The sequence below is a fragment of the Nocardia pneumoniae NBRC 100136 genome (assembly GCF_000308755.1).
Taxonomy (GTDB): domain Bacteria; phylum Actinomycetota; class Actinomycetes; order Mycobacteriales; family Mycobacteriaceae; genus Nocardia; species Nocardia pneumoniae.
This window is the reverse complement of record NZ_BAGF01000055.1, coordinates 1-24,146: the sequence shown is the minus strand read 5'-3', so window position 1 is coordinate 24,146 and position 24,146 is coordinate 1. Positions and strand designations below refer to the sequence as shown.

Annotated in this window: 22 protein-coding genes; 14 read left to right on the top strand and 8 right to left on the bottom strand. The window is 69.8% G+C overall.

Features of this window, described 5'->3' with window-relative positions; translation table 11 throughout:
* The first annotated feature begins 17 nt into the window (after positions 1 to 17).
* A complete protein-coding gene (locus tag ON34_RS17420) occupies positions 18 to 1,553 on the top strand; it encodes a cobyrinic acid a,c-diamide synthase CobB (protein ID WP_373291936.1) in 1,536 nt (511 codons plus the stop codon).
* Positions 1,540 to 1,902: a cobalamin biosynthesis protein gene (locus tag ON34_RS17415; protein ID WP_040780551.1), complete on the top strand. Its 363-nt coding sequence runs from the start codon at positions 1,540 to 1,542 to the stop codon at positions 1,900 to 1,902. Before ON34_RS17420 ends, ON34_RS17415 begins: the two co-directional genes overlap by 14 nt.
* 193 nt (positions 1,903 to 2,095) lie before the next feature.
* On the opposite strand, the gene ON34_RS17410 is transcribed toward ON34_RS17415, so the two are convergent.
* Complete coding sequence (locus ON34_RS17410; RefSeq protein ID WP_040780602.1) at positions 2,096 to 3,193, bottom strand: Rv3169 family protein; 1,098 nt, start codon at positions 3,191 to 3,193, stop codon at positions 2,096 to 2,098.
* 2 nt (positions 3,194 to 3,195) lie between these two features.
* Complete coding sequence (locus tag ON34_RS17405; protein WP_040780550.1) at positions 3,196 to 4,326, bottom strand: phosphotransferase family protein; 1,131 nt, start codon at positions 4,324 to 4,326, stop codon at positions 3,196 to 3,198.
* Positions 4,327 to 4,586: 260 nt separating this feature from the next.
* On the opposite strand from ON34_RS17405, the gene ON34_RS17400 reads away from it, so the two are divergent.
* Positions 4,587 to 5,948, top strand: a complete 1,362-nt coding sequence (locus tag ON34_RS17400) for a DoxX family protein (protein WP_245548078.1) — start codon at positions 4,587 to 4,589, stop codon at positions 5,946 to 5,948.
* A 111-nt stretch (positions 5,949 to 6,059) separates the two neighbouring features.
* Positions 6,060 to 7,421, top strand: a complete 1,362-nt coding sequence (locus ON34_RS17395; RefSeq protein ID WP_245548077.1) for a DoxX family protein — start codon at positions 6,060 to 6,062, stop codon at positions 7,419 to 7,421.
* Between the two features lie 19 nt (positions 7,422 to 7,440).
* Here the strand turns inward: ON34_RS17395 and ON34_RS17390 are convergent, their stop codons facing one another.
* Positions 7,441 to 7,911, bottom strand: a complete 471-nt coding sequence (locus tag ON34_RS17390; RefSeq protein WP_040780549.1) for a nucleoside deaminase — start codon at positions 7,909 to 7,911, stop codon at positions 7,441 to 7,443.
* Positions 7,912 to 8,280: 369 nt separating this feature from the next.
* Between ON34_RS17390 and cobA the strand changes: the two genes are divergently transcribed.
* Complete coding sequence (gene cobA, locus ON34_RS17385; RefSeq protein WP_051022791.1) at positions 8,281 to 9,555, top strand: uroporphyrinogen-III C-methyltransferase; 1,275 nt, start codon at positions 8,281 to 8,283, stop codon at positions 9,553 to 9,555.
* 117 nt (positions 9,556 to 9,672) lie between these two features.
* Positions 9,673 to 11,133, top strand: a complete 1,461-nt coding sequence (locus ON34_RS17380) for an MFS transporter (RefSeq protein WP_040780548.1) — start codon at positions 9,673 to 9,675, stop codon at positions 11,131 to 11,133.
* 303 nt (positions 11,134 to 11,436) lie between these two features.
* Here the strand turns inward: ON34_RS17380 and ON34_RS17375 are convergent, their stop codons facing one another.
* Both ON34_RS17375 and ON34_RS17370 read right to left on the bottom strand, forming a co-directional pair.
* Complete coding sequence (locus ON34_RS17375; protein WP_218003902.1) at positions 11,437 to 11,850, bottom strand: PPOX class F420-dependent oxidoreductase; 414 nt, start codon at positions 11,848 to 11,850, stop codon at positions 11,437 to 11,439.
* 42 nt (positions 11,851 to 11,892) lie between these two features.
* Positions 11,893 to 13,257 carry an aspartate aminotransferase family protein gene (locus tag ON34_RS17370; protein ID WP_040780596.1) on the bottom strand — a complete coding sequence of 455 codons (1,365 nt, stop codon included), beginning with the start codon at positions 13,255 to 13,257 and terminating at the stop codon, positions 11,893 to 11,895.
* Positions 13,258 to 13,366: 109 nt separating this feature from the next.
* Between ON34_RS17370 and ON34_RS17365 the strand changes: the two genes are divergently transcribed.
* Both ON34_RS17365 and ON34_RS17360 read left to right on the top strand, forming a co-directional pair.
* Positions 13,367 to 14,983, top strand: coding sequence for a PucR family transcriptional regulator (locus ON34_RS17365; RefSeq protein ID WP_040780547.1), 1,617 nt, complete (start codon positions 13,367 to 13,369; stop codon positions 14,981 to 14,983).
* Positions 14,984 to 15,027: 44 nt separating this feature from the next.
* Positions 15,028 to 15,657: an HD domain-containing protein gene (locus tag ON34_RS17360; RefSeq protein ID WP_040780546.1), complete on the top strand. Its 630-nt coding sequence runs from the start codon at positions 15,028 to 15,030 to the stop codon at positions 15,655 to 15,657.
* Positions 15,658 to 15,667: 10 nt separating this feature from the next.
* Here ON34_RS17360 and yaaA read toward each other — a convergent pair whose 3' ends face one another.
* Positions 15,668 to 16,411 carry a peroxide stress protein YaaA gene (gene yaaA, locus ON34_RS17355; protein ID WP_040780545.1) on the bottom strand — a complete coding sequence of 248 codons (744 nt, stop codon included), beginning with the start codon at positions 16,409 to 16,411 and terminating at the stop codon, positions 15,668 to 15,670.
* A gap of 58 nt (positions 16,412 to 16,469) precedes the next feature.
* Between yaaA and ON34_RS17350 the strand changes: the two genes are divergently transcribed.
* Both ON34_RS17350 and ON34_RS17345 read left to right on the top strand, forming a co-directional pair.
* Positions 16,470 to 18,242 carry a proline--tRNA ligase gene (locus ON34_RS17350; protein ID WP_040780544.1) on the top strand — a complete coding sequence of 591 codons (1,773 nt, stop codon included), beginning with the start codon at positions 16,470 to 16,472 and terminating at the stop codon, positions 18,240 to 18,242.
* Between the two features lie 308 nt (positions 18,243 to 18,550).
* Positions 18,551 to 20,302: an acyl-CoA dehydrogenase family protein gene (locus ON34_RS17345; protein ID WP_040780543.1), complete on the top strand. Its 1,752-nt coding sequence runs from the start codon at positions 18,551 to 18,553 to the stop codon at positions 20,300 to 20,302.
* 109 nt (positions 20,303 to 20,411) lie between these two features.
* Here the strand turns inward: ON34_RS17345 and ON34_RS17340 are convergent, their stop codons facing one another.
* A complete protein-coding gene (locus tag ON34_RS17340) occupies positions 20,412 to 20,846 on the bottom strand; it encodes a ferritin-like domain-containing protein (RefSeq protein WP_040780542.1) in 435 nt (144 codons plus the stop codon).
* Entirely contained in the window at positions 20,843 to 21,439 is a 597-nt protein-coding gene (locus tag ON34_RS17335) for a hypothetical protein (RefSeq protein WP_306303647.1), read from the bottom strand. Before ON34_RS17335 ends, ON34_RS17340 begins: the two co-directional genes overlap by 4 nt.
* A 161-nt stretch (positions 21,440 to 21,600) precedes the next feature.
* Here ON34_RS17335 and rimP point away from each other — a divergent pair, with 161 nt between their 5' ends.
* From rimP to ON34_RS34685, 4 genes are all read left to right on the top strand, one after another.
* Positions 21,601 to 22,269 (top strand): ribosome maturation factor RimP, encoded by a 669-nt coding sequence (gene rimP / locus ON34_RS17330; RefSeq protein WP_040780540.1) that lies wholly within the window; start codon positions 21,601 to 21,603, stop codon positions 22,267 to 22,269.
* Positions 22,266 to 23,294: a transcription termination factor NusA gene (gene nusA, locus ON34_RS17325; protein WP_040780539.1), complete on the top strand. Its 1,029-nt coding sequence runs from the start codon at positions 22,266 to 22,268 to the stop codon at positions 23,292 to 23,294. Before rimP ends, nusA begins: the two co-directional genes overlap by 4 nt.
* Before the next feature lie 122 nt (positions 23,295 to 23,416).
* On the top strand, positions 23,417 to 23,749 hold the full coding sequence (locus ON34_RS34690) for a YlxR family protein (protein WP_157172321.1): 333 nt from the start codon (positions 23,417 to 23,419) through the stop codon (positions 23,747 to 23,749).
* Between the two features lie 108 nt (positions 23,750 to 23,857).
* The coding region (locus ON34_RS34685; RefSeq protein WP_174372048.1) for a translation initiation factor IF-2 N-terminal domain-containing protein at positions 23,858 to 24,146 on the top strand (289 nt) is incomplete at its 3' end.

Sequence of the window (24,146 nt, the reverse complement as noted above, 5' to 3'; positions counted from 1 at the left end):
CCACTCGAAGGGCGGTGGTGGGGGTGAGGGCTGTGGTGGTGGCGGCTCCGGCGTCGGGGAATGGGAAGACGACGGTTGCTACCGGGTTGATCGGGGCGTTGCGGCGGGTGGGGCATCGGGTTGCGCCGTTCAAGGTGGGGCCGGATTACATCGATCCGGGGTATCACGGGTTGGCGGCGGGGCGGCCGGGGCGGAATCTGGACCCGGTGCTGGTGGGGGCGGAACGTGTTGTGCCGTTGTATCGGCATGGTGCGCGGGGGTGCGATCTCGCGGTGGTCGAGGGCGTGATGGGCTTGTTCGACGGGCGGATCGATGAGCGGCATTCGGGGCCGGTGGCGGAGGGGTCCACGGCGCAGGTCGCGAGCCTGCTGGGCGCGCCGGTGGTGCTGGTGGTGGACGCTCGCGGGCACAGTCAGAGCTTGGCGGCGCTGCTGCACGGGTTCGCCACCTTCGACAGCGGCGTCCGGCTCGGCGGGGTGATCCTGAACCGGGTCGGCAGTGCGCGACACGACCAGGTCTTGCGCGCGGCCTGCGATCGGGTCGGGCTGCCTGTGCTCGGATCGCTGCCGCGGATGGCCGAATTGGAGGTTCCCTCCCGGCATCTCGGCCTCATTCCCGCCGTGGAACACGGCGCCGCCGCGACGGCGGCCGTGGCGGCGATGACGGATCTCGTGGCCGCCCATGTGGACCTGCACGCGATCGCGGCGCTGGCCCGATCGTCGGTCACCGGACCGACCTGGGATCCCGCCGCCGCTGTGCACGAGTTCGGTGGCGACGCCCGGTCATCCACTGAAGCGACCTTCGGTGGTGACACGCGGGTGCACGCCGGGGCGGCGTTCGGCGGTGGTGAGGCGCGGGGGCATGCCGAGAGACCCCCCGATCGGGGGAGCGCTCTCGTCGCGGCCGATCGAATCGCCGATCGGGACGGACCGCTGATTGCCGTCGCGGGTGGGGCGGCATTCACCTTCGGGTACGCCGAGCATCGGGAATTGCTGACGGCGGCGGGGGCGCGGGTAGCGGTATTCGATCCGCTGCACGATGAATTGCCCTCTGCCACAGATGGTTTGGTGTTGCCCGGCGGTTTCCCCGAGGAGCATGCGGCGGAGTTGGCGGCGAACGTCCCGCTGTTGCGGGCGGTGGCCGAGGCCGCGCGGCGCGGGCTACCGGTGCACGCGGAATGCGCCGGGCTGCTGTATCTGGCCCGCTCACTCGACGGCCATCCGATGGCGGGGGTGATCGACGCCGACGCCGAGTTCGGTCCGCGCCTGACGCTCGGCTACCGAGATGCCGTGGCGCTCGGCGACTCGCCGCTGTGGCGGGCAGGTGAACGCGTCCGCGGGCACGAGTTCCATCGGACCCGTCTGGGGTCGCCACCCTCGGCGACGCCCGCGTGGGGCTGGCACGGCAGCGAAGGCGAACGGGTCCGCGAGGGCGCGCTCGTCGGCAATGTGCACGCGTCCTACCTGCATACTCATCCCGCCGGAAACCCAGGGGCGGTACGCCGTTTCGTCGCGGCGGCAGGGGCCTACGCCAGAGCCCGTGTCACGACCTGACCTGGCCGTCGGCGTCGGTTTGCGCCCGGGAACCGACGCGGCGGACATCCGAGCTGCATTGCGAGAAGCCCTGGGCGACGATGTCATCGTCTGCTTGGCGACCGTCGACCGGCGCGCCGCCGAACCCGGCCTCCACGCCGCTGCCGCGGCCTTGGGCGTGCCCGTCCGCTCCTACAGCTCCGCCGAACTCGCCGACGTCCGAGTGCCGAATCCGTCCGCACGCACCGAGAACGCGCTCGGCACAGCGAGTGTCGCGGAGGCAGCCGCTTTGCTGGCCGGACGTGGCCCGCTGCTGCTCCCCAAGACAACGATCGGCGGAATCGTGATTGCCGCCACAGCCGCCCGCTGACCCCCTTGGCCACATTCGCACCGCGCAGGGCGTCAGCCGTACCTGCGGAGTAGATGCTTTCGTTCGCGGATCTGCTGGCTCGCCAGCGCACCGGTCCCACAAGGCGGGGAACGTGCACCGGATTTCGGTGGCCGCAGCTGGTCGCGATCTCGACGCCGGGGCAGTTCGACGTTCGTCCGTGTGCGGCGGGGCCTTACGGTGCCACCGACCCCCAGTCGGCGAAACCGGTGGGATCGTGGCGGCCGAGGCTCGCGTGTTCGAACAGGCCCCAGCCCTCGGCGTCGCCGCAGCGGGCGTGGGCGACGTGGTCGATCACGCCGTAGGGGGTGCGGGCGACGATGGCCGGGTCGGTCAGGTCGTAGCGGCTGGAGGACGACCAGTCACGGCCCTTCCACTGACCGTGCTGCCAGTCGGGGTCGCCGCCGTAGCCGCAGCCGACGTGCAGCGGGATGCCGGAGCCCGGCGTGATCTCGATCTCCAGCGGCTTGCCGTCCGGCGTGGTCAGCTCCAGCCGGGCCGCGACGGGAAGCCTGGTGCCGGAACGGTACTCGATCGCGATGCGCGGCCAGCCGAGCTGCTCGGTGCGCCCGTCCGGCCAGACCCTGGTCGCGTCGTTGAGTGTGCGCCTGCCGTCCGGCTCCTCCTGCACGATCACCACCACGGCGAAATCCTCGAATCGCAGCGGCACGTACAGCCACCAGAATCCACCCGAGGGCTCGGCGGCCGCGCGTCCGGGCGGCTCGGTCTCGCCGACCGGGCGGATGCCCCACGATCGGTCCCTGGTTCCGGTCCACACCGCCGGGTCGATGGCGATGTCGTCGCCGTCCACGTGCAGCGTGCCCGCCCACGAACCGACCTGCGCGAACCGGGACGCGTCGATGATCGGCCGGTTGCCCGCCAGGATCAGGTGCGGTTGTTCCTGCACGGCGGGGAACGCGCCGGTCCAGGTGAGGTCGAAGCCCAGGTCGTCGTGGTCGCAGATCACCCGGATGCGGCGCAGCGGCTCCAGGACCTCGACGCGGTAGCCGCCGACGCGCTGGTCGAGGCCGCGGTCGCCGAGCGCGTCGGAGAAGCGCACCGCCCGCAGTGTGTCGCCGCGGCGGACGGCGGCGTAGGCGTCGGTGACGCCGAGGTTGGGGTACACGCCGAGTCCGGTGATCAGCAGGGTGCCGCCGTCGCGGTCGTGGGCGTTGAAGTAGCTGCGGTCGTAGAAGTTCCGGTCGCTGCTGGCCACCCGGGCCAGCGAGAGCGGCGTCTGATGGATCGGGTACTCGTCCAAAGGCACAGGCATGGTCAGTCCCATTCGTAGGTTCCGTCGAGCAGCGCTTCCAAGCTCGCCCGGTGCATGACGTAGTCGTCGCGGTCCGGTGTGTCGGTGTCCTCGCCGAAGTGGATCATCCGGCGCTTCACCCTGGCCATCACGATGGCGTGCCGCAACGCGGCGTAGACGAGATAGAAATCGAGATCGCGCACCGGATGTCCGGTCAGCGCTTGGTATTTCGCCACCACGTCGTCGCGGCGGAGGAAGTCGGGCAGGCCGGGTTGGCCGAAACGGGTGGCCAGATCCTGGAAGAACCGGTGGATGAAGATCACCCAGCCCAGGTCGAGTTCGCGCGGCCCGAGCGCGGCCATCTCCCAGTCCAGCACCGCCACCGGGTCGAACCCGCGGTAGATGATGTTGCCCGGGCGGGCGTCGCCCCAGCTGAGCACGTCCGGGCCGGGGTGGGTTGGCCAGTGCTCGTCGAGCCACGCGAAACTCCGCTCGATCAGCGGGATGGCGAAGCCGTCGTCGGCGAGCGCCCACCGGTACCACGCGTGCTGCGCCGCGACGTGCCTGCGCAGGGACTGGCCCGGGCCGGTCAGCATCGGGAACCGCGTCGCGGGATCGGGGATGTCGTGGATCTTCGCGATCACCTCGACCGTGTTGTGGGTGAGCTGGAGCCGCTCGGCGGGAGTGGCGTCGAACAGCCAGCCGACGAAGACGTACGGCGGGTTGTCCGCGGGCACCCGGCCGTCGACGCGGCGCATCACGAAGAACGGTGTTCCGAGCGGCTTGTCGTCGTTCTCCAGCCAGCACAGCTCGGGCACCGGCACGTCGCTCGCCGCGGCCACGCCCGCCATCACCTGGTACTGCGTGGCCAAGTCGTAGGTCCGGAAGACCGGGAACGATCCGGCCTCCGGCGCCATCCGCGCGACGAACGACCCGCGCTCCGAGTGCCCTCCTGCGCTCCATTCGGCGTCGAACAGAATGGACGTGCTGGACATGCCGCCGGACTGCGGACGCGACAATCCGGAGATCCGCGGTAGGTGGTCGCCGCCGACCTTCGCGTGCAGCCACCGGGCCAGATTGTCGGCGAGCGTGTCGAGGTCGCGTTCGCTGACGGTCAGCTGCTGTCGCTGTGCCGGGTCCGGATCGTCGGTCATCTTGTCCTCCTGACACGTGCCGCCCGGGTGCACCGCCCGGGATACGCGGGACTGTAACGCGTTCTAGTTGCGTCATGGGTGGAAACGGCGACGAAACCGGTCCCCATCAGGCGATCGTCTCGCTGGGTGAACCGGGCCGTTGGAGATCATCCGGTCGTAGACGAAGATGCACGCGAAATTCCAGGGTTTTCCCTGAGGTCATCCCACGACTTGGTCGGATACTTTCGGCTCGTGAATCTGTCGGCGAGCGAGGGGGCATAGTGCGCACGATCAGAACGAATGTCCTGGATCCACGCGGCGACGAGGCGTCTCTCGACGTCGAGCGAGGGGCCTGGAGTCTGCCGCCTCGGATCGCGTTCCGGTTCGTCGTCGCGTATCTGTTCCTCTTCTGCGTGCTGTTCGCGCAAATCCTCTTCGCGTTCACCGGGATCGTGGGCAAGTGGCTGCCGGAGAGCGCGATCTTGTGGCAGATGCGCGCGACGAACCCGCTCACCGGCTGGGTCGGCGAGCACGTCTTCGGCGTCGAAGCCGTGCTGCACGAGGATTCCGGCAGCGGCGATCAAGCCGCCATCTGGGTGCTGATCTTCTGCGAACTCGTCGCGGCCGCGGTGATCACGGTCGTCTGGTCGATCCTCGATCGACGCCGTCGCGAATACCGCGCTCTCGGAGCCTGGTTCCTGCTGTTCGCTCGGCTGTGCCTGGGCGGCCAGATGCTCTTCTACGGCATGGCGAAGGCCATCCCGACGCAGATGCCCGAACCATCGCTGACCGCGCTGTTACAGCCGTACGGGACGATGAGCCCGGCATCGGTGCTATGGAACCAGGTCGGCGCCGCGCCCGGGTACGAGATCCTGCTCGGCACCGCCGAAGTGCTCGGCGGAGTGTTGCTCTTCGTGCCGCGCACCGCGACGATCGGCGCGATGCTCGGCCTGGTGAGCATGGCGCAGGTCTTCGTGCTGAACATGACCTACGACGTGCCGGTGAAGATCCTCTCGTTCCACTTGCTGCTGCTGTGCCTGGTGGTCTTGGCGCCACAAGCCAGACGATTGGCGAATGTGCTGGTGCTGCAACGCCCCTCGGAGCCCGCGACCCAGCCCGCCGTGTTCGGGTCCCGGCGCGCGAACCGGATCATGGCGGCGTTCCAGGTGGCTCTGGGGCTCTGGATACTGATCGGCACCGTGCAGATCGGCTGGGAAGCGTGGCGTGAGACGAACGGGGTGCGGAAGCCCCCGCTGTACGGCATCTGGTCGGTCGGGGAGTTCACCAGCGCGGGGCATCCGGTGCCGCCGCTGGTCACCGACGAGAACCGCTGGCGCCGCGTTGTTTTCGACCGGCCGAACGCCAGTGTGCAGAAAATGGACGACTCGTTCCTGCCGGTCGTGGCGCAGGTCGACACCACCGCCCACACTCTCGTGCTGACTCAGCCGCCGGGATCCCCGGACGCGTCGCCCACCCGCCTGGCGAGTTTCACCTTCACCCAGCCCACCCCGGACACGCTGCTGCTGACCGGCGAGCTGAACGGGACGCCGGTGACGCTGTCGCTGGATCGGGTGGACCTGAACTCCTTCCCGCTGCGCAGCCGCGGTTTCCACTGGGTGCAGGAGTACCCGTACTTCCGCTGATCGAGATCCCGCGGCGATTCGTCGGGTGCGCGGATCCCGTCGAATCCCCGAACGGGTCCCGGAACTTTCGGTACCTTCGGTCTGCGTCAACTGGGAGTGGAAGGGACCGCCGTGACCGCGGAAGCGATCCTCGACCGGGCAGACGGCGTCGCGAGCGCCGTGGATCCCGGTACCCGGCCCTGGAGCGGCGCCACCCGCGTGGCGTTCCGCTTCGGTTTTCTGTACTTCGGGCTGTTCTGCCTGGTGTATCCGTCGATCGTGCCGGAGTTCCTCGGCCTGGCCCGGCAATGGCTGCCCGACTGGGTGAACTACGCGGCCGCCCGTGTGCTCCGCCCGCTGGTCGAGTGGACCGGCACGCGGGTGTTCGGCACCTCCGTCGCGGCGAACACGGCGTCCATCAGCGGAGATCAGGCCTACTTCTGGGTGCTGGTGTTCGTCGTCGGTGTTGTCGCGGTGCTCGCAACCGTGGTCTGGAGCGTGCTGGATCGGAAACGGCCGGACTACCGGGCGGTGCAGCCCTGGTTCCTGCTGTTCGTGCGGTTGTGCCTGGCCGGGCAGATGATCTCGTACGGCATGGCCAAGGCCATCCCGACGCAGATGCCGCCCACGCCGCTGAGCCGACTGATCCAGCCGTACGGTGACTTCAGCCCCATGGCGGTGCTCTGGAACCAGGTCGGGGTGTCCCAGCCGTACGAAATACTGCTGGGCTGCGCGGAATTGCTCGGCGGAGTGCTGCTGATCGTGCCGCGCACCGCGCTGGTGGGCGCGATGCTGAGCCTGGTGTGCACGACGCAGGTGTTCGTGCTGGACATGACCTACGACGTGCCGGCGAAGATCCTGTCGTTCCACCTCGTGCTGCTGTGCCTGGTGCTGCTCGCGCCGGAGGCCCGGCGCCTGGTGAGCGTGCTGGTGCTAAACCGGCCCACCGGCTCGTCGCCGACGCCCCCGCTGTTCCGGACGCCGCGAGCCAACCGAATCGCGGCCGCGGCGCAGATCGCGCTCGGGCTGTGGTTGCTGTTGTCCAACGCCTGCACCGGCTGGGATAGATGGACCGAACAGGGTGCGGGACGGCCGGAACCTCCGCTGTACGGCATTTGGGCGGTCACCGAGTTCAGCGTGGACGGCAAGCTGCTCCCGCCGCTGTCCACCGACGAATTGCGGTGGCAGCGTGTGGTTTTCGATCGTGATGGCGCCGCGGTGCAGCGGATGGACGGTCGGCTGGTCCCGGTGCTGGCGATGGTCGATTCCGACGCCCGCAGCCTCGCCCTGCTTGCGCCGCCGAGCACGATGACCGAACGACCGGCGATGATCGGCAGTTTCGGCTTCGACCGGCCCGCGCCCGAGCGTTTGACGCTGACCGGCACGATCGCCGGACAACCGGTGTCGATCGCGCTGACCTCGGTGAACCTGAACGATTTCCCATTGCGCAGCCGCGGCTTCCACTGGGTTCAGGAATACCCGTACTTCCGCTGAGCCGCGCGGACGGGGGAATTCACGCGTCGAGTTCGTCGGCGACGCCGATGTCCTCGTACCACAGTGCGGGATGCTCGGCGATGAACCGGGTCATCAGCTCGGCGCAGCGCCGGTCCTGGAGGACGGTCACGGCGACGCCGTGGTCGGCGAGCCAGTCGTGCCCGCCGGAGAAGGTCTGCGATTCCCCGACGATCAGCGAGCCGATGCCGAACTGGCGAATCAGGCCGCTGCAATACCAGCACGGCGAGAGAGTGGTGACCATGATCGTGTTGCGGTAGTCGCGCCGCCGCCCGGCCGCCCGGAAAGCGTCGGTCTCGGCGTGAACGCTGGGATCCCCGGACTGCACCCGGCGGTTGCGGCCGCGGCCGAGCAGCGTGCCGTCCGCGTCGAACAGGGCGGCGCCGATCGGGATACCGCCCTCGGCGAGGCCGTGGAGGGCTTCCTCGTAGGCCACGTCGAGTAGCTCCTGCGCCGGTGTCACCGGTGTCATGCGTCCACCTTCCAAGCCGGTCGGTCCCGGCCACGACATCGACTCCGTCGGTGCGGCCGGGCGGGGTGAATGACAACCCGACCGTATGCCACCCGGCGTCCGTAAGCGACTCGCCGCCCCGTTCGCCGCGGTGTGTCGTCGCAGGTCACAGCGGATCGGCCGGGCGGTGCGCCGCCGCGCGAGAACCATCGTCGGCATGCCGCGGCGCCTCGCTGAGCGCGCCCGATTCGTGCGTTTCGCGAGAGGCGCCCCTTCGCCGGTAAGCGGCGGCCCGTCTGTCGGTCGCCGTCGTGGTGCCCGCCGAAACGACGCCGGAGGGGTGCCGGTCGATTGCCGGTGCCTGGTGGTCAGGCCGTAGGCTCGAAACTTGTGCCGCACACGTCAGACGCAACGCAAGACCAGCCCACCGGCGACCCGAACTACCTGGTCGGGCTAGATCTGCGCGGGCGGCGCGTCGTCGTGGTCGGCGGGGGCACGGTGGCGCAGCGCAGGCTTGGCCTGCTGATCGCCTCCGGTGCGGACGTGCACGTGGTGAGTCGCGCGGTCACGCCCGCGGTGGAGGGGATGGCGACGTCGGGGCAGATCACCATCGCGCTGCGCTCTTACGCCGACGGCGACCTCGACGGCGCCTGGTATGCCATCGCCTGCACCGACGAGCCGGAGACCAACGCGGCGGTGGTCGCGGAGGCGACGCGGCGGCGGATCTTCTGCGTGCGGGCCGACACGGCGCGGCTGGGCACGGCGGTCACCCCGGCCACCGCGCGTTACGACGGACTGACTCTCGGCGTGCTGGCCAGTGGACAGCACCGGCGTTCGGCGGCGGTGCGCACCGCGCTGCTCGAGGCCCTGCAATCCGGTGTGGTGAGCGACGACTCGACGCCGATCACGCCGGGCGTGGCGCTGGTCGGCGGAGGGCCGGGCGATCCCGATCTGATCACCGTGCGCGGGCGGCGGCTGCTGGCCAGGGCCGACCTGGTGGTCGCCGACCGGCTCGCTCCGCCGGAACTGCTCGCCGAACTCGGACCCGAGGTCGAGGTGGTCGACGCCGCGAAGATCCCGTACGGGCGGGCGATGGCGCAGGACGCGATCAACACCGCGCTCATCGAAGGCGCGAAGGCGGGCAAGTTCGTGGTGCGGCTCAAAGGCGGCGACCCGTACGTGTTCGGGCGCGGCTACGAGGAACTGGAAGCCTGCGTCGCGGCCGGGGTCCCGGTCACGGTGGTGCCCGGTGTCACCAGCCCCATCGCGGTGCCCGCCGCCGCGGGGATCCCGGTGACGCACCGCGGCGTCACCCACGAGTTCGTGGTGGTCAGCGGGCACGTCGCGCCGGACCATCCGGACTCGCTGGTCGACTGGCCCGCGCTGGCCCGCCTGCGCGGCACCTTGGTGCTGATGATGGCGGTGGAGCGGATCGAGCAGTTCGCCGCGGCGCTACTGGACGGCGGGCGGCCCGCCGACACACCCGCCACGGTCATCCAGGAGGGCACGCTGCGCACCCAGCGCGTGTTGCGCGCCGATCTCGGCACGGTCGCCGCGCGGGTCCGCGAGGAAGGCATCCGGCCACCCGCCATCGTGGTGATCGGCCCCACCGCCGGATTCTCCGCCGCAACCACCCCCTCGCACGCCGACTCCGCGACCGGGTAGCGTGCCCGCGGCCGGAAGCTGGGACCCATTGTTTCTTCATCCGGGTCGGTGGGGCGGGAAGGTGATGCGGAGCATCAATTACAGTGGCTCACTGTGCTTCGGAATCCCGCTGCGACGATGCAGTATCCAGTGACGCAGCGGGCCTTCGGGCTCGCGATCCTAGTGCTGAGCGGGTTGCAGCTCATGGTCGTGCTCGACGGCACGGTCGTGATCTTCGCGCTGCCGCGGCTGCAAGAGGAGATGGGGCTGTCCAGCGCGGGAAGCGCGTGGACGGTCACCTCCTACGGGCTCACCTTCGCGGGCCTGATGCTGCTCGGCGGCAGGCTCGGCGACGCCTTCGGCCGCAAGCGCATGCTGGTCGTCGGGGTGGCGGTGTTCACCCTCGCCTCGCTGCTGTGCGGGCTCGCGCAGAACCAAGGCATGCTGATCGCGGCGCGCGCCTTCCAGGGCGCGGGCGCGGCGGTCGCGGCGCCGACCGCCTTCGCGCTCGTGGCCACCACGTTCGCGCCCGGTAAGGCGCGTAACCAGGCCATCGCGATCCTCGGCTCGATGGTCGGTATCGGCTCGGTGGGCGGCCTGGTGGTCGGCGGCGCGCTGACCCAGCTGTCGTGGCGGTGGATCTTCCTGATCAACGTCCCGATCGGCGTGCTGATCATCCTCGGCGCGGCCTACAAACTCGCCGACACCGAACACCACCGCTCGGCGCTGGACGTGCCCGGCGCGGTGCTGGGCACCATCGCCTGCGCCGCCATCGTCTTCGGCGCCACCGAGGGGCCGGAGATCGGATGGGGACACCCCGTCATCATCGGTTCGCTGATCGCGGGCGTCGTGCTGCTCATCGTTTTCGTGGCGCTGGAACGGCGTGCGGAAGACCCGCTGCTGCCCTGGTCGCTGTTCGACAGCCGCGACCGCGTCGCCACCTTCCTGCTGATCTTCCTCGCGGGCGGCGTGCTGGGCGCGATGACCTTCTTCGTCGCGCAGTTCATGCAGAACGTGATCGGTTACGGGCCGCTCAAGGCGGGTGTGGCGGCCATTCCGTTCACGGTCGGCATCGGCATCGGCGGCGCGGTGGCGTCCAAGGCGGCGCTGTACATCGCGCCGCGTTGGCTGCTCGGGGGTGCGGCCGCGGTGCTGGGCGTCGGGCTGCTGTTCGGTTCGACGCTCGACGGCGAGGTGCTGTACTTCGCGACGTTGCTGCCGCTGCTGACGGTGATCGGTTTCGGCGTCGGCGTCGCGATGGTGATCACGCCGCTGTGCGTGCTCGTCGGCGTGCCACCGGCGAACATCGGCCCACTGGCCGCGGTCGGCCAGATGTTCATGAACCTGGCGACACCGGTCTTCATCGGCCTGCTCACTCCGATCGCCGCCTCGCGCACGCTCTCGCTCGGCGGCAGCACCGGCAAGGTCGCCAGGATGACGCCCGACGAGATCGCCGCGCTGGGCAACGGCTACACCCTGGTGCTGTTCGTCTGCGCGCTCATCGCATTCGCGGCCGGGCTCGTCGCGCTGACGCTGCGGTTCACACCGCAGCAGCTGGCGAAGGCGCAGCACGCCCAGGAAGAGGCCCAGCAGGCTTGAGCTGTGTTCTATTTGCAGCGCCTGCGGCGCTGCGTGTTCGCGGCCCTCTTGTGGCTCGCGTCCAAGCGACAGCCGCTGGCGACTTCGTCGCGGACGCGAGCCGGGCCGCGAACAGGCAATGCTCGATCTCGCTTCGCTCGAAAGCAGGCTTGGGCCAAGCGGTCGCGTGGGGTGGTCATCGCGGGACCAGGTGTCCGCGAGGTCGGCTGAAGCCTGGCTCGGGCAGGCGGGGCGAGCATGTCCGAGCAGGCAGCGCTGGGTGTCGGGCCGGAGGAATCAGCTGGGCGGGCTAGCGGCGGCCGGTCAGAACCGGCCCGCGACGCGACGCGGTGTCACCCGCACGATGATGCGCGGGCCGTCGTTCACCGACGCCGGGTTGAACTCCGCGTACTTCTTGCCGGTGTATTTCAGCGAGAGCTCGTCGGGCAGCGTCTTCTCCGGATCCGGGGTGATCGTCGCGGTGCCCCGGATCTCCGCGTAGACATACGGGTTGTCCAGCGGATTGATCAGCACCGTGATCTTCGGGTCGCGCGCGAGGTTCTTGCCCTGCTGGCGATCGACGGTGGTCGAGAACAGCAGATCGTCGCCGTCGCGCTTCAGCCAGATCACGGTGAGATGCGGTTGCCCGTTCGGCCCGACCGTGGCGGCGGTGGCGAACACCCGCTCCTCGTCCAGGTACTTCTTCAGGTCATCGGAAAGTACAGCGGTACTGGTCACGCTTTGAGCGAACATCCCGGCGCGGCAGGGCATTCCCGCCCTTCACACGGTGTGCCGGTCCGCTGACTCCAAGGCGTTGTCGAGGATGGCCAGGCCCTCCTTCGCCTCGGCTTCGGTGATCACACACGGCGGGACGACGTGCAGCCGGTTGAAGTTCACGAACAGCAGCAACCCGGCCGCACGGCACGCCGCGACCACCTCGCCCATCGCCGGACTCGTCCCGCCGTATGGGGCCAGCGGCTCCCGGCTGACTCGGTCCCGCACCAGTTCGAGCGCCCAGAACACGCCCGTGCCGCGCACGTCGCCGACGCTGGGATGCCGCCGCGCGAGTTCGCGCAGGCCGGGGCCGAGCACGCGGGCGCCGATGTCGGCGGCGTTCTCCACCATCCGCTCGTCGCGCATCGCGGTGATGGTGGCCACCGCCGCGGCCGTGGCCAGTGGATGCCCGGAATAGGTGAGCCCGCCGGGATAGGGCCGGTCGTCGAAGGTCGCGGCGATGGCCGGACCGATCGCCACTCCGCCCAGCGGCACATATCCGGAATTCACGCCCTTGGCGAAGGTGAGCAGATCCGGCACGACATCGAAATGCTCGATGGCGAACCACTTTCCGGTGCGCCCGAACCCGCACATCACCTCGTCGGCGATGAACACGATCCCGTACTCGTCGCACAGGGCCCGCACCCCCGCCAGGTACCCGGGCGGCGGAATCATGATGCCCGCTGTGCCGGGGACGGGTTCGAGCACGATCGCCGCGATCGTCTCCGGACCCTCGAACGCGATGGTCTGCCGGAGGTGGGCGAGCGCGCGCTCGGTCTCCTCGGCCTCGGTGGTCGCGTGGAACTGGGTGCGGTACCGGAACGGTCCGAAGAAGTGCACCACGCCGCTGGTGCCGCGGTCGTTCGGCCAGCGCCGCGGATCGCCGGTCAGATTGATCGCGGTCTCGGTGCCGCCGTGGTAGGAGCGGTAGCGTGCGAGCACTTTGTAGCGCCCGGTGTGCAGCCGCGCCATCCGCACGGCGTGCTCGACGGCGTCGGCGCCGCCGTTGGTGAAGAAGATCCGGTCGAGGTCACCGGGGGTGCGCTCGGCGATCAGGCGCGCGGCCTCCGAGCGAGCGTCGTTGACGTGCTGCGGCGCTACGGTGCACAGCTTGGCCGCCTGCTCGCGCACCGCCGCGACGACCTTCGGATGCTGGTGCCCGATATTGGTGTTCACCATCTGCGAAGAGAAGTCGAGCAGCCGGTTGCCGTCGCCGTCCCACACGTAGCAACCCGACGCCGCGGTGATCGTCATCGGATCCCGGTGCGCCTGCGCGGACCAGGAGTGGAAGACATGTCTGCGGTCGAGTTCGGACGCCTGGGCGGCCGCGGCGCGGGCCTCGTCGAGGGACAGTCCGTTCGGAAGGGTCATCGGCGAGTTCTCCTGCGTCACTGGGCGTGACTACCACTCTCCGCCATCCACCGTGTGCGATCGGCCGACGATCTGTACGAAATCTCGCGTCCGGTATTACGATCCGTCGGTGCTTCCCTCCGTGGCCGACGTGTTGGCGATGCCGGTGGTGCGCGCGGGCGAACCCGAGGTGGTCGGCGGGGGATCGCTGGCGCGGCCGGTGCGGTGGGTGCATGTCAGCGAGGTGGCCGACGTGGCGCACCTGCTGGTCGGCGGCGAGCTGATCCTCACCACCGGACAGGCCATGAGCCACGGCGACGCGGCGACGGCGGAGTACCTGACCACCCTGGCCGCCGCCGGGGTATCCGGGCTGGTGGTCGAACTCGGCGGGTACGTGCGCGCGCTCTCGCCCGCCGTCGCGGCGACGGCCGACGCGCTGGAGCTTCCCTTGATCGCGCTGCACCGGGTCACCCGGTTCGTGGCGATCACCGAAGCCGTGCACCGGGTGATCGTCGCCGACCAATTCGCGGAACTGGAATTCGCGCGCACCGTGCACGAGACGTTCACCGAGCTCAGTGTGCGCCGCGCCGCGCTGGCCGAGATCGTGCAGACCGCGGCGGCCATGCTCGACGCGCCGGTGGTGCTGGAAGACCTGGCGCACCGCGTGCTGGCGCTGTCGGCCCGCCACGCGTCCACCTCGGCGCTGCTGGAGAACTGGGAGACCACCTCGCGCCTGCTGCCGGACAACTGGAACGCGGTGGCGGTGGGCCCGCACACGCAGCGGTGGGGCCGGTTGATCCTGTGCGCCGACGGTGTGCCGAGCGAGCGGGCGCGCATGGTGCTCGAGCGCGCCGCTCAGACGCTGACCTTGCACCGCATGATCGAGAAGGACCGCTTCGGCCTGCACCGGCAGGCCCAGACCGGGCTGATCGACGACCTGGTCAACGGCAGGCTGGACGAGCGCGACGCGCGCGCTCGCGCCGCCGCGCTCGGCTTGGCGCGCAGGGCGGTCTATGTCCCACTGGCCGTCGACGTGGCCGCCGCGGTCGAAACCGATCCGGTGGCCGGACAGCGCCGCGCCGTGGGCATCGTGGACGCCGTGACGCACGGGCTCGGCCTGGCGAAGACCACCGCGCTGGTCGCGGCCGAGCAGAGGGACCGGGTTTCGCTGATCCTCGCGCTGCCGCGCGCCGCCGACCCGGACGAGGCGCTCGCCGCCGCCTGCGCCACGATCCTCGGCGAAGTCCGCCGGGTCGAGGGGGTGCGGCGGGTGGTGATCGGCGCGGGCGCGGTGTCGGATTCGCTGTCGGAGACCGCGCACGGGCTGCCGCATGCCGCGCATGTCGCCGAAGTCGCGCTGTCGCTGGGAGATTCGGCGGCCCGGCCGTTCTATCGCAGTGGTGACGTGCGCCTGCGTGGTCTGCTGTCGCTGATCCGCGGTGAGCCGGGCGTGCAGCGGTTCGCCGAGACCGAGCTGAGCGCGCTGCTGCGCTACGACATCCGCCACCACACCGATCTGACCCGCACCCTGCGGCAGTTCCTCGACCTGGCGGGCAACAAGACCGAACTCGCCCGCAGGCTCGAGATCAGCCGCCCGACCCTCTACGACCGCCTCGCGCGCATCGAACGCATCCTCGACGTCGACCTCGACGACGGCGAGTCCCGCACCTCGTTGCACACCGCCCTGCTGATCCGCGACCTGACGGCGGGTAACGGGAAGACGGTGACAGGTGCGCTGCCGCGGTGACCAGGCTCATTGTCGAGCGCGGACGGTTCCGTGAGACTGTGCGCATGACGGTGGAGGAAAAGGTACTGGCGCGGTGGATCGCGCTGGCGGGGGAGCAGGCCGCTGCGGTCGGCGCGGATCTGGTGCGCCGGTACGGTGAGCCGCATCGGCGCTATCACACCGTCGAGCACCTGGCCGCCATGCTGGCCGTCATCGAGGACTTGGCCGACGACGCCGACGACCTCGCCGCCGTCCGCTACGCCGCCTTCTTCCACGACGCGGTCTACGCGGTCGACCGCGCCGACAACGAGGAGCGCAGCGCCGAACTGGCCGAGACGACGCTGGCCACGCTGGGGGCGGGGCCGGACATGATCAGCGAAGTCGGCAGGCTGGTCCGCCTCACCGCGTCCCACGACCCCGCGGCCGGTGACCGCAACGGCAACGTGCTCTGCGACGCGGATTTGGCGATCCTCGCCGCCGACGCCCCTGACTACGCCGCGTACAGCCAGGCGGTGCGCGCGGAATACCGGCACGTCCCGGACGACCTGTTCCGCGCGGGCCGGGCAGCCGTACTGCGCAAACTCGCCGAGCAGCCCTGCCTGTTCCGCACGCCGACCGCTCGCCATCGGTACGAGTCGGCCGCACGAGCCGATCTCGCCGCCGAGCTTTCCGCGCTCACCGCTGCGGCGGAATAGTCACACGCACTCAGGTGATGATCAAAAGCTCAGTGGGCGAAGCGATCTCGGTCCGCAGTCCGGCTTTTGCCGCTACCCGCGCCACCCCGCGGACGTCGGTCGGTTCGGCCCTGGTGAGCACGAGGGCGCGAGCGAGCAGCCCCTTGTGGTGCTTGTTGAAGTGACTCACCACGGTGCGCGAGCCGTCCGCACGTTCGGTGAGCACGTTCGCGGTGATCGCGCCAGGAACCCGGCCCAGTTGCTGATAGGTGCCCGAGCGCAGATCGACGACCAGCTCGCCCGCGGCCTCGGCGTGCAGCGCGGCGGCCAGCTCATCGCGCCACAGGGCCGAAAGGGTGGGCAGGCCGGGCAGTTTGGAGCCGCCGGAGAGCCGGTAGGCGGGAATCGGGTCACCCGCGCGGACCGCGCCGAACAGGGCCGAGCCGATGCCGAGCCGGGCATACGCCTTGGCCCGCTGGATTCTGGTGAACGAGCGCGCGTCGAGCGCGTCATAGAGGACGCCGGTGTAGCGCTCCAGCGCGGGCCGGGTCGGCGACGTGCGCAGCGCCGCGTTCCTGGCGATCTCGCCGTCGGCGCCCTTGCCGAGCCCGAGCGCCGCGCGGGAGCGGTCCGGGTCGGCCGCCAACCGCACCACTTCCTCGACCAGTCGCGCGCGCACCGCCGTGAGCTGCGGCATGGCCAGCGCGTCCAACGCCAGCGGCGCTCCGGCGCCGCCGTCGGACTTGGTTTCGGAAGGAGGCAGCAGCACCAGCACGAACGAATACGGTAATGCGCTGTAACTGGCGTACGGCTGGCGACTACCCTGTGCTTCCGTGATCACCCGCCTCTCCCGCCTGTTCCTGCGAACCCTGCGCGACGATCCCGCCGACGCGGAGGTGCCCAGCCACAAACTCTTGGTCCGCGCCGGCTACGTCCGCCGCGTCGCCCCGGGCGTCTACTCGTGGCTGCCGCTCGGCCTGCGCGTCCTGCGCAAGATCGAGGACGTGGTGCGCGAGGAGATGGACGCGATCGGCGCCCAGGAGATCTCGCTGCCCGCGCTGCTGCCGCGCGACCCGTACGAGACCACCAACCGGTGGACCGAGTACGGCGACGGCCTGTTCCGGCTGCGCGACCGCAAGGGCGCGGACTACCTGCTCGGCCCGACCCACGAGGAGCTCTTCGCGCTCACCGTGAAGGGCGAGTACAGCTCCTACAAGGACCTTCCGGTCACGCTGTACCAGATCCAGACCAAGTACCGCGACGAGGAACGTCCCCGCGCGGGCATCCTGCGCGGCCGCGAGTTCGTCATGAAGGACTCCTACTCCTTCGACCTGGACGAGGACGGCCTCAAAGCAAGCTATGACGCGCACCGGCAGGCCTACCAGCGCATCTTCGACCGGCTGCGGGTCAAGTACGTCATCGTGGCGGCCACCTCGGGCGCGATGGGCGGCAGCGCGTCGGAGGAGTTCCTGGCCGACAGCCCGGTCGGCGAGGACACATACGTGCGCTGCCCGGAATCCGGCTACGCGGCCAATGTGGAGGCGGTGGTCACGCCCGCTCCCGACCCGCTGCCGATCGAGGGCCAGCCCGCCGCCGTCGTGTACGACACCCCGGACACCCCCACCATCGCGACGCTGGTCGACTGGGCCAACAGCGCCGGTCTCGCCGAGCGCTACGGCCGCCCGGTCACCGCGGCCGACACGCTGAAGAACGTGATGGTCAAGCTGCGTCACCCGGACGGGAAGACCGAGATCATCGGCATCGGCGTCCCCGGTGACCGCGAGGTGGACGACAAGCGCCTGGGCGCCTCGGTCGAACCGGCGGAGGTGGAGTTGCTCACCGACGCCGATTTCGCCGAGAACCCGTTCCTGGTGAAGGGCTACATCGGCCCGAAGGCATTGCAGGCCAACGGCGTTCGTTACCTGGTCGATCCCCGTGTCGTCACCGGGACGAGCTGGATCACCGGCGCCGACGAACCGGGCAAGCACGTCGTCGGCCTGGTCGCCGGACGGGATTTCACGCCCGACGGCACCATCGAGGCGGCCGAGGTCCGCGACGGCGATCCCTCGCCGGACGGCCGCGGAACGCTGGTGTCGGCGCGCGGCATCGAGATCGGCCACATCTTCCAGCTCGGCAACAAGTACACCGACGCGTTCGAGGTGGACGTGCTGGGCGAGAACGGCAAGCCGGTCCGGCTGACCATGGGCTCCTACGGCATCGGCGTCTCGCGCATGGTCGCGGTGATCGCCGAACAGCAGCACGACGAGAAGGGGCTGCGCTGGCCCGCCGCGGTCGCGCCGTACGACGTGCACGTCGTCATCGCGAACAAGGACGACGCGGCTCGCGCGGGAGCCGAGGACGTGGTGGCCGGACTGCACGCCCAAGGCTTGGACGTGCTCTTCGACGACCGCACCGCCTCGCCCGGCGTGAAGTTCAAGGACGCCGAACTGCTCGGCATGCCGCTGGTCCTGGTGATCGGCCGCGGCTGGGCCGAGGGCAAGGTCGAACTGCGCGATCGCTTCACCGGCGAGACCGAAGAACTCCCCGCCGCCGCGGCGGTGGAAGCGGTAGTGACCAAAGCACGTTCCGCCGCTGCGGGTATCTAGGCCGTACCAGTCGGGTAGCCCAGCACTCGCGTTCAGGTCCTGCGTCAGGTGCCACTCGAGTTCTGGGCGCACCCGGTCACCCCATGTGCTAACGAAATCACGCTTCATGCAGCCCCTTGTCGTACTCCGTCCGGGGGCTGTTCGCTGTGCCCACACCATGGCGGCACACGGCTGGGGAGGTCGCGACATGGGGCTGCGTGATACGCGCAATCGGGCGCGGGTACCTACGCGACCGTAGCCTGAATTTGCTGGTCAAAAATACGCATACCTGGTCCACGCTGCGATTACTCGCTGGTAAGTTAACCGCCATGGCTAACACAGACGCGCGGTTGTTCAACCCCGCCACCTATGATCCGCAGCAGTTCGACGCCGAGACACGGCGGCTGTTGCGCGCCACCATCGAGTGGTTCGAAGGCCGGGGCAAACAGCGTCTGCTCGCCGACGACGCGAACGCGGTGTGGACCGCCGACTTCCTCGACTTCGTGAAGAAGGAGAAGCTGTTCGCCACCTTCCTGACCCCGGCCGCCTACGCCGACGGCGACCCGAACCGCCGGTGGGACGCGGCGCGCAACGCGGCGCTGTCGGAGATCTTCGGCTTCTACGGTCTGGCCTACTGGTACGCCGAGCAGGTCACCATCCTCGGCCTCGGCCCGATCTGGCAGAGCGACAACGAGCACGCCAAGAAGCGCGCGGCGGCCGATTTGTCCGCGGGCGAGGTGATGGCGTTCGGTCTGTCCGAGCAAACGCACGGCGCCGACATCTACAACACCGACCTGGTGCTGACGCCGACCGAGCCGGGCAGTGCGGACGCCGAGGCGGGAATCCTGTTCCGCGCCAACGGCGAGAAGTACTACATCGGCAACGGCAACGTGGCCAGCATGGTGTCGGTGTTCTCCCGTCGCGCCGACCTGGAGGGAGCGGACGCCTACGTCTGGTTCGTCGCCGATTCCCGCCACGACAACTACCGTCTGCTCGGCAACGTCGTGCACCAGCAGATGTACGTCAGCACGTTCCGCCTGGAGAACTACCCGGTGCGCGCGGAGGACATCCTGCACACCGGTCCCGAGGCGTTCTCCGCGGCGCTGAACACCGTCAACGTGGGCAAGTTCAACCTCTGCCACGGCGGCATCGGCATGGTCGAGCACTCCTTCTACGAGGCGATCACACACGCCAACAACCGCATCCTCTACGGCAACCCGGTCACCGACTTCCCGCACGTGCGCACGAACTTCGTCGACGCCTATGCCCGCATCCTCGCGATGAAGCTGTTCAGCGACCGCGCCGTCGACTACTTCCGCAGCGCCAGCCTGGAGGACCGCCGCTACCTGCTGTTCAACCCGATGACGAAGTCCAAGGTGACCTCCGAGGGCGAGACTGTCATGACGCTGCTGCTGGACGTGCTGGCCGCCAAGGGGTTCGAGAAGAACACCTACTTCGCCGAGGTGCAGCGGCTGATCAACACCCTGCCCCGGTTGGAGGGCACGGTGCACGTGAACGTCGGGCAGATCCTGAAGTTCATGCCCAACTACCTGTTCAACCCGCAGGACTACCCGGAGATCGAGACCAGGCAGGACGCGGCCGACGACGCGTTCTTCTGGCGGCAGGGCCCGGCGCGGGGCGCGGGCAAGGTGCGGTTCGCGGACTGGACGCCGATCTACGACAAGCACGCCGACATCCCCAACGTCGGCCGGTTCTACGAGCAGGCGCAGGCGCTGCGCACGCTGCTGACCACGGCGGCGCCGGACGCCGCGCAGCAGAAGGACCTGGACTTCATGCTGACCATCGGCCACCTGTTCTCGCTGGTGGTCTACGGTCAGCTGATCCTGGAGCAGGCCGCGATCACCGGACTGGACCGTGACCTGATCGACCAGATCTTCGATTTCCAGGTCCGCGATTTCAACAATTACGCCACAGCGCTGTACGGCAAGCCGTCGGCCACGCCCGACCAGCAGGGCTGGGCCGCGGCCGCGCTGCGGCCTCCGGTCGCCGACCGTCCGCGTTTCGACCGGGTGTGGGCCGAGGTGGCGTCCTACGACGGCGCCTACGAAATGCGCCCGTAGGCAAGGCGTTGCGAGCCGGACGGCGGTCCGGAGCCGATACCGGACCGCCGTCGGACGGGTCGCATCGTCCGGCTGGTGTTCCGGGCAATGCGCGTCGGCGTCCAGTGGGTCAGGCTTTGCCGGGGAACGCGACGGTCGGCGGGTCGGCGCCGAGGATCGACTGCCAGGTGGCGAGCCGGACAGCCGCGTCGGTGAGCGCGTCCACGCCCGTGCGGCGGACGGTCGCGGACGCGCCCCGCTCGACCACCGCACGCCAGGCGATCGCGGTGTCGGACTCGACCGTCGCGGCCAGCCGGGCCGCCGAGATCGGGTCGGTGACCGGGAACGGCACGGTATAGGCGGCGCCGGGCGGCGGCACCGTCGCACCGTCCGCGGCGAGCGCGTCGGCGGTGGTGTCGCGCCGGGCGCGGTGGGCGGCGGTGTGCTCGGCGATCAGTCTGGCGCGCTCGGGCGAGGCGTGCGCGGCGATCACGCCGTAGGCGTACACCGCGCCGTATTCGGCGTTCAACGCGTCCACCAGCGCCTGGCGTTCGGCTTCGGTCATGCCAGCAACACCCCCGCCTGAGCCGCGCAGGCGGCGCTGATCGAGGCGAGCAGCCCGGCCCGGTATCCGGACAGGGCGCGGGCCAGGTCGGCGGCCGATTTCTGGGACGCGGTCAGCTGGGCGCGCAGCGCATCGATGCTCGGCGGGGCGGTCGGCGGAACGGCGCTGCCGGAAGCCACGGCGGACGGCCCTGATCCATTGGCGCGGGTGCGGTGCACCGGTGTGGTCCCGTCGGCGTAGACGCCGATCACGCGGGCGATCTCGGTGCGCAGCGCATCGGCGTGCGCGGTGCGTTCGGCCGCGATCACACCGAGGGCCGCGTGCCGTTCCGGTGCGATGGCGATGGCCGCGGACGCGGCGGCGGCATCGGCACGAGCCAGGATCTCCTGCGCGGCAAGCGGATCCGGTTCGTGGATCACCTCTTTCTCGGCGCAGCCCGCCAGCGCTGCGAGGGTGACGATGCCGACTGTTCCTCCGCCCGCGAGACGTAGTGCGCTGCGACGATCCAGGGCGGCGAGGCCGGGCTGGTGCCGGTCGGAGGGAATGCCGGAAGTGCACCCGGCACGCGGCGGGGCGGGAAGGCGGATGGGCACGGCACCATCGTGCCAGATTCGTAGCACGCCACCGGACGAGGCGTCGGCCGTGGCGCGCGTACTCCTCGACCAGTGGTCCTTTACACTCTCGTGGCGCGTTACGCTAGACCTTCGGTAGAGAAATTTCCCGCCGCGTCACAACTGAACCAGGAGCCGCCCACATGCCGATGCCGACCGAGGAAAGGGTGAGCCAGCTCGTAGCTGGTCTCGTCGAACGCCGAGGATTCGACCTCGAGGGCGTCGAGATCTCGACGGCAGGCAAGCATGCGCAGGCTCGGGTGCAGGTGATCGTCGACAGCGACGCGTCCGATCTGGATTCGATCGCCACGCTCAGCACGGAGCTGTCGGCGCGACTGGACGAGGCGGGAGATTTCGGCGAGACGCCCTACCTGCTGGAAGTGACGACGCCGGGCATCGATCGCCCGCTGACCGCCGACCGGCACTGGCACCGGGCCCGAGGGCGGAAGGTGCGCGTCACACTGCGTGACGGCGTGCGGCCGCCGGAGGGGGCGGCGACCTTCGAAGCCAGGGTCGGCGAGCTCACCGGCGATTCGGTGGCCCTGGTGCTCGGCGGCAAACGTGACCCGCACCTGGTGACGGTCCCGCTCGCCGACATCGCCGACGCCGTCGTCCAAGTCGAGTTCTCCCCGCCGGGCGCGCGGGAGCTGGAACTCGCGGGCGGAGTCGTTCCGGGGCGACCCGCTCCGGGTCAGGAAGACGCGGTAGCGATCGCCGACGCGGCGCAGAGCAGTCCCGCTCGAGGAACACCGAATGCACGACACCAACCCATAACAGCGTCCGATTCGCCGACCGAAGGGATCGTGGAATGAACATCGAAATCGAAGCCCTGCGCGCGATCGTCGCCGACAAGGGGATCTCGATCGAGACCGTGATCTCCGCGATCGAGTCGGCGCTGCTCACCGCGTACCGCCACACCGAGGGACACCAGCCCAACGCGCGCATCGACATCAACCAGAAGACCGGCGTGGTCCGGGTGATGGCGCGCGAGGTGGACGCCGACGGCAACGTGATCTCCGAATGGGACGACACCCCGGAGGGATTCGGCCGGATCGCGGCGACCACGGCCAGGCAGGTCGTGCTGCAGCGGCTGCGGGACGCGGAGAACGAGAAGTCCTTCGGCGAGTTCTCCACCCACGAGGGCGACATCGTCGGCGGCGTGGTGCAGCGCGACGCGCGCGCCAACGCCCGCGGCACGGTCGTGGTGCGCATCGGCAGCGAGTTGCACGGCGCGGAGGGACTCATCCCGCCCGCCGAACAGGTGCCCGGCGAGACCTACGAGCACGGCGACCGGATCAAGTGCTACGTCGTCGGTGTCTCGCGCGGTCCGCGTGGCCCCCAGATCACGTTGTCGCGCACCCATCCGAACCTGGTGCGGCGACTGTTCGCGCTGGAAGTGCCCGAGATCGCCGACGGCTCGGTGGAGATCGTCGCGGTGGCGCGGGAGGCGGGACACCGCTCCAAGATCGCCGTGCGCAGCACCGTGCCCGGCGTCAACGCGAAGGGCGCCTGTATCGGCCCGATGGGTCAGCGGGTGCGCAACGTGATGAGCGAGCTGGCCGGGGAGAAGATCGACATCATCGACTACGCCGAGGACCCGGCGACGTTCGTCGGCAACGCGCTCTCGCCGTCGAAAGTGGTTTCGGTCACGATCGTCGACCCCGAGGCGCGCGCGGCCCGCGTCGTGGTGCCCGATTTCCAGCTTTCGCTGGCCATCGGCAAGGAGGGGCAGAACGCCCGCCTGGCCGCGCGGCTGACCGGTTGGCGCATCGATATCCGCAGTGATGCCGCGCCTGACATGGGCGGATCCCTCCGGACGGAGGCGCACCGGAGTTGACCGAAACCCGCCAGCGGAGTGCTCGGGATGACAGGTTCGTAACTTCCGCGGGGGAGGGGTTCGGCGTTCCGAGCGCGGCAGCGGTAGAGTGGTCCAAGGTTCAGTCCGAGCCTTCGGCACTTGTGCCCGATCGCACCACCGAGCAGTACGCGGCGCCCCGGCGCCGGGCGGCTCCCGTGCGGACGTGTATCGGGTGCCGGAAGCGCGAGCTGGCCGTCGATCTGTTGCGGATCGTGGCTCGGGACCGTGAGACCGGTGACGGCTCCCACGTCATCGAGATCGTTCCCGATCCGCGGCGCAGACTTCCCGGACGGGGTGCCTGGCTGCACCCCCTTTCGGCTTGTCTGAGCACGGCAGAACGGCGCCGAGCCATCGGCAGAGCACTACGAGTGTCCGGACATCTGGATATCTCAGCCCTGGAGCATTACCTCGAGAACAGGCACGAGCACTCATGAGCACACCGTGAAGTACCAACGATGAACGTCCATCGGAGATAACCCGAGGTCGTGCGGGCCCCCGTCGCGTAGACGGTGGCGCTGCTCGGCCTCTCAGTGAGGAGAGCAGTGGCAGGCAAGGCCCGCGTGCACGAGTTGGCCAAAGAACTCGGTGTCACGAGCAAGGAACTACTCGCAACGCTCAAGGAGCAAGGCGAGTTCGTGAAGTCCGCGTCGTCGACGGTGGAAGCTCCCGTCGCGCGCAGGCTGCGTGAGTCGTTCGCGGCGAAATCCGCCCCCTCGAACGGCACCAAGCCGGGTGCACGCCCCGGTCCGTCGTCGTCGGCCCGTCCATCCGCGAAGCCCGCGGGTGGTGGCCCTCGTCCCGGCCCGCGTCCGGCGGCTCCGGCCCCGACTC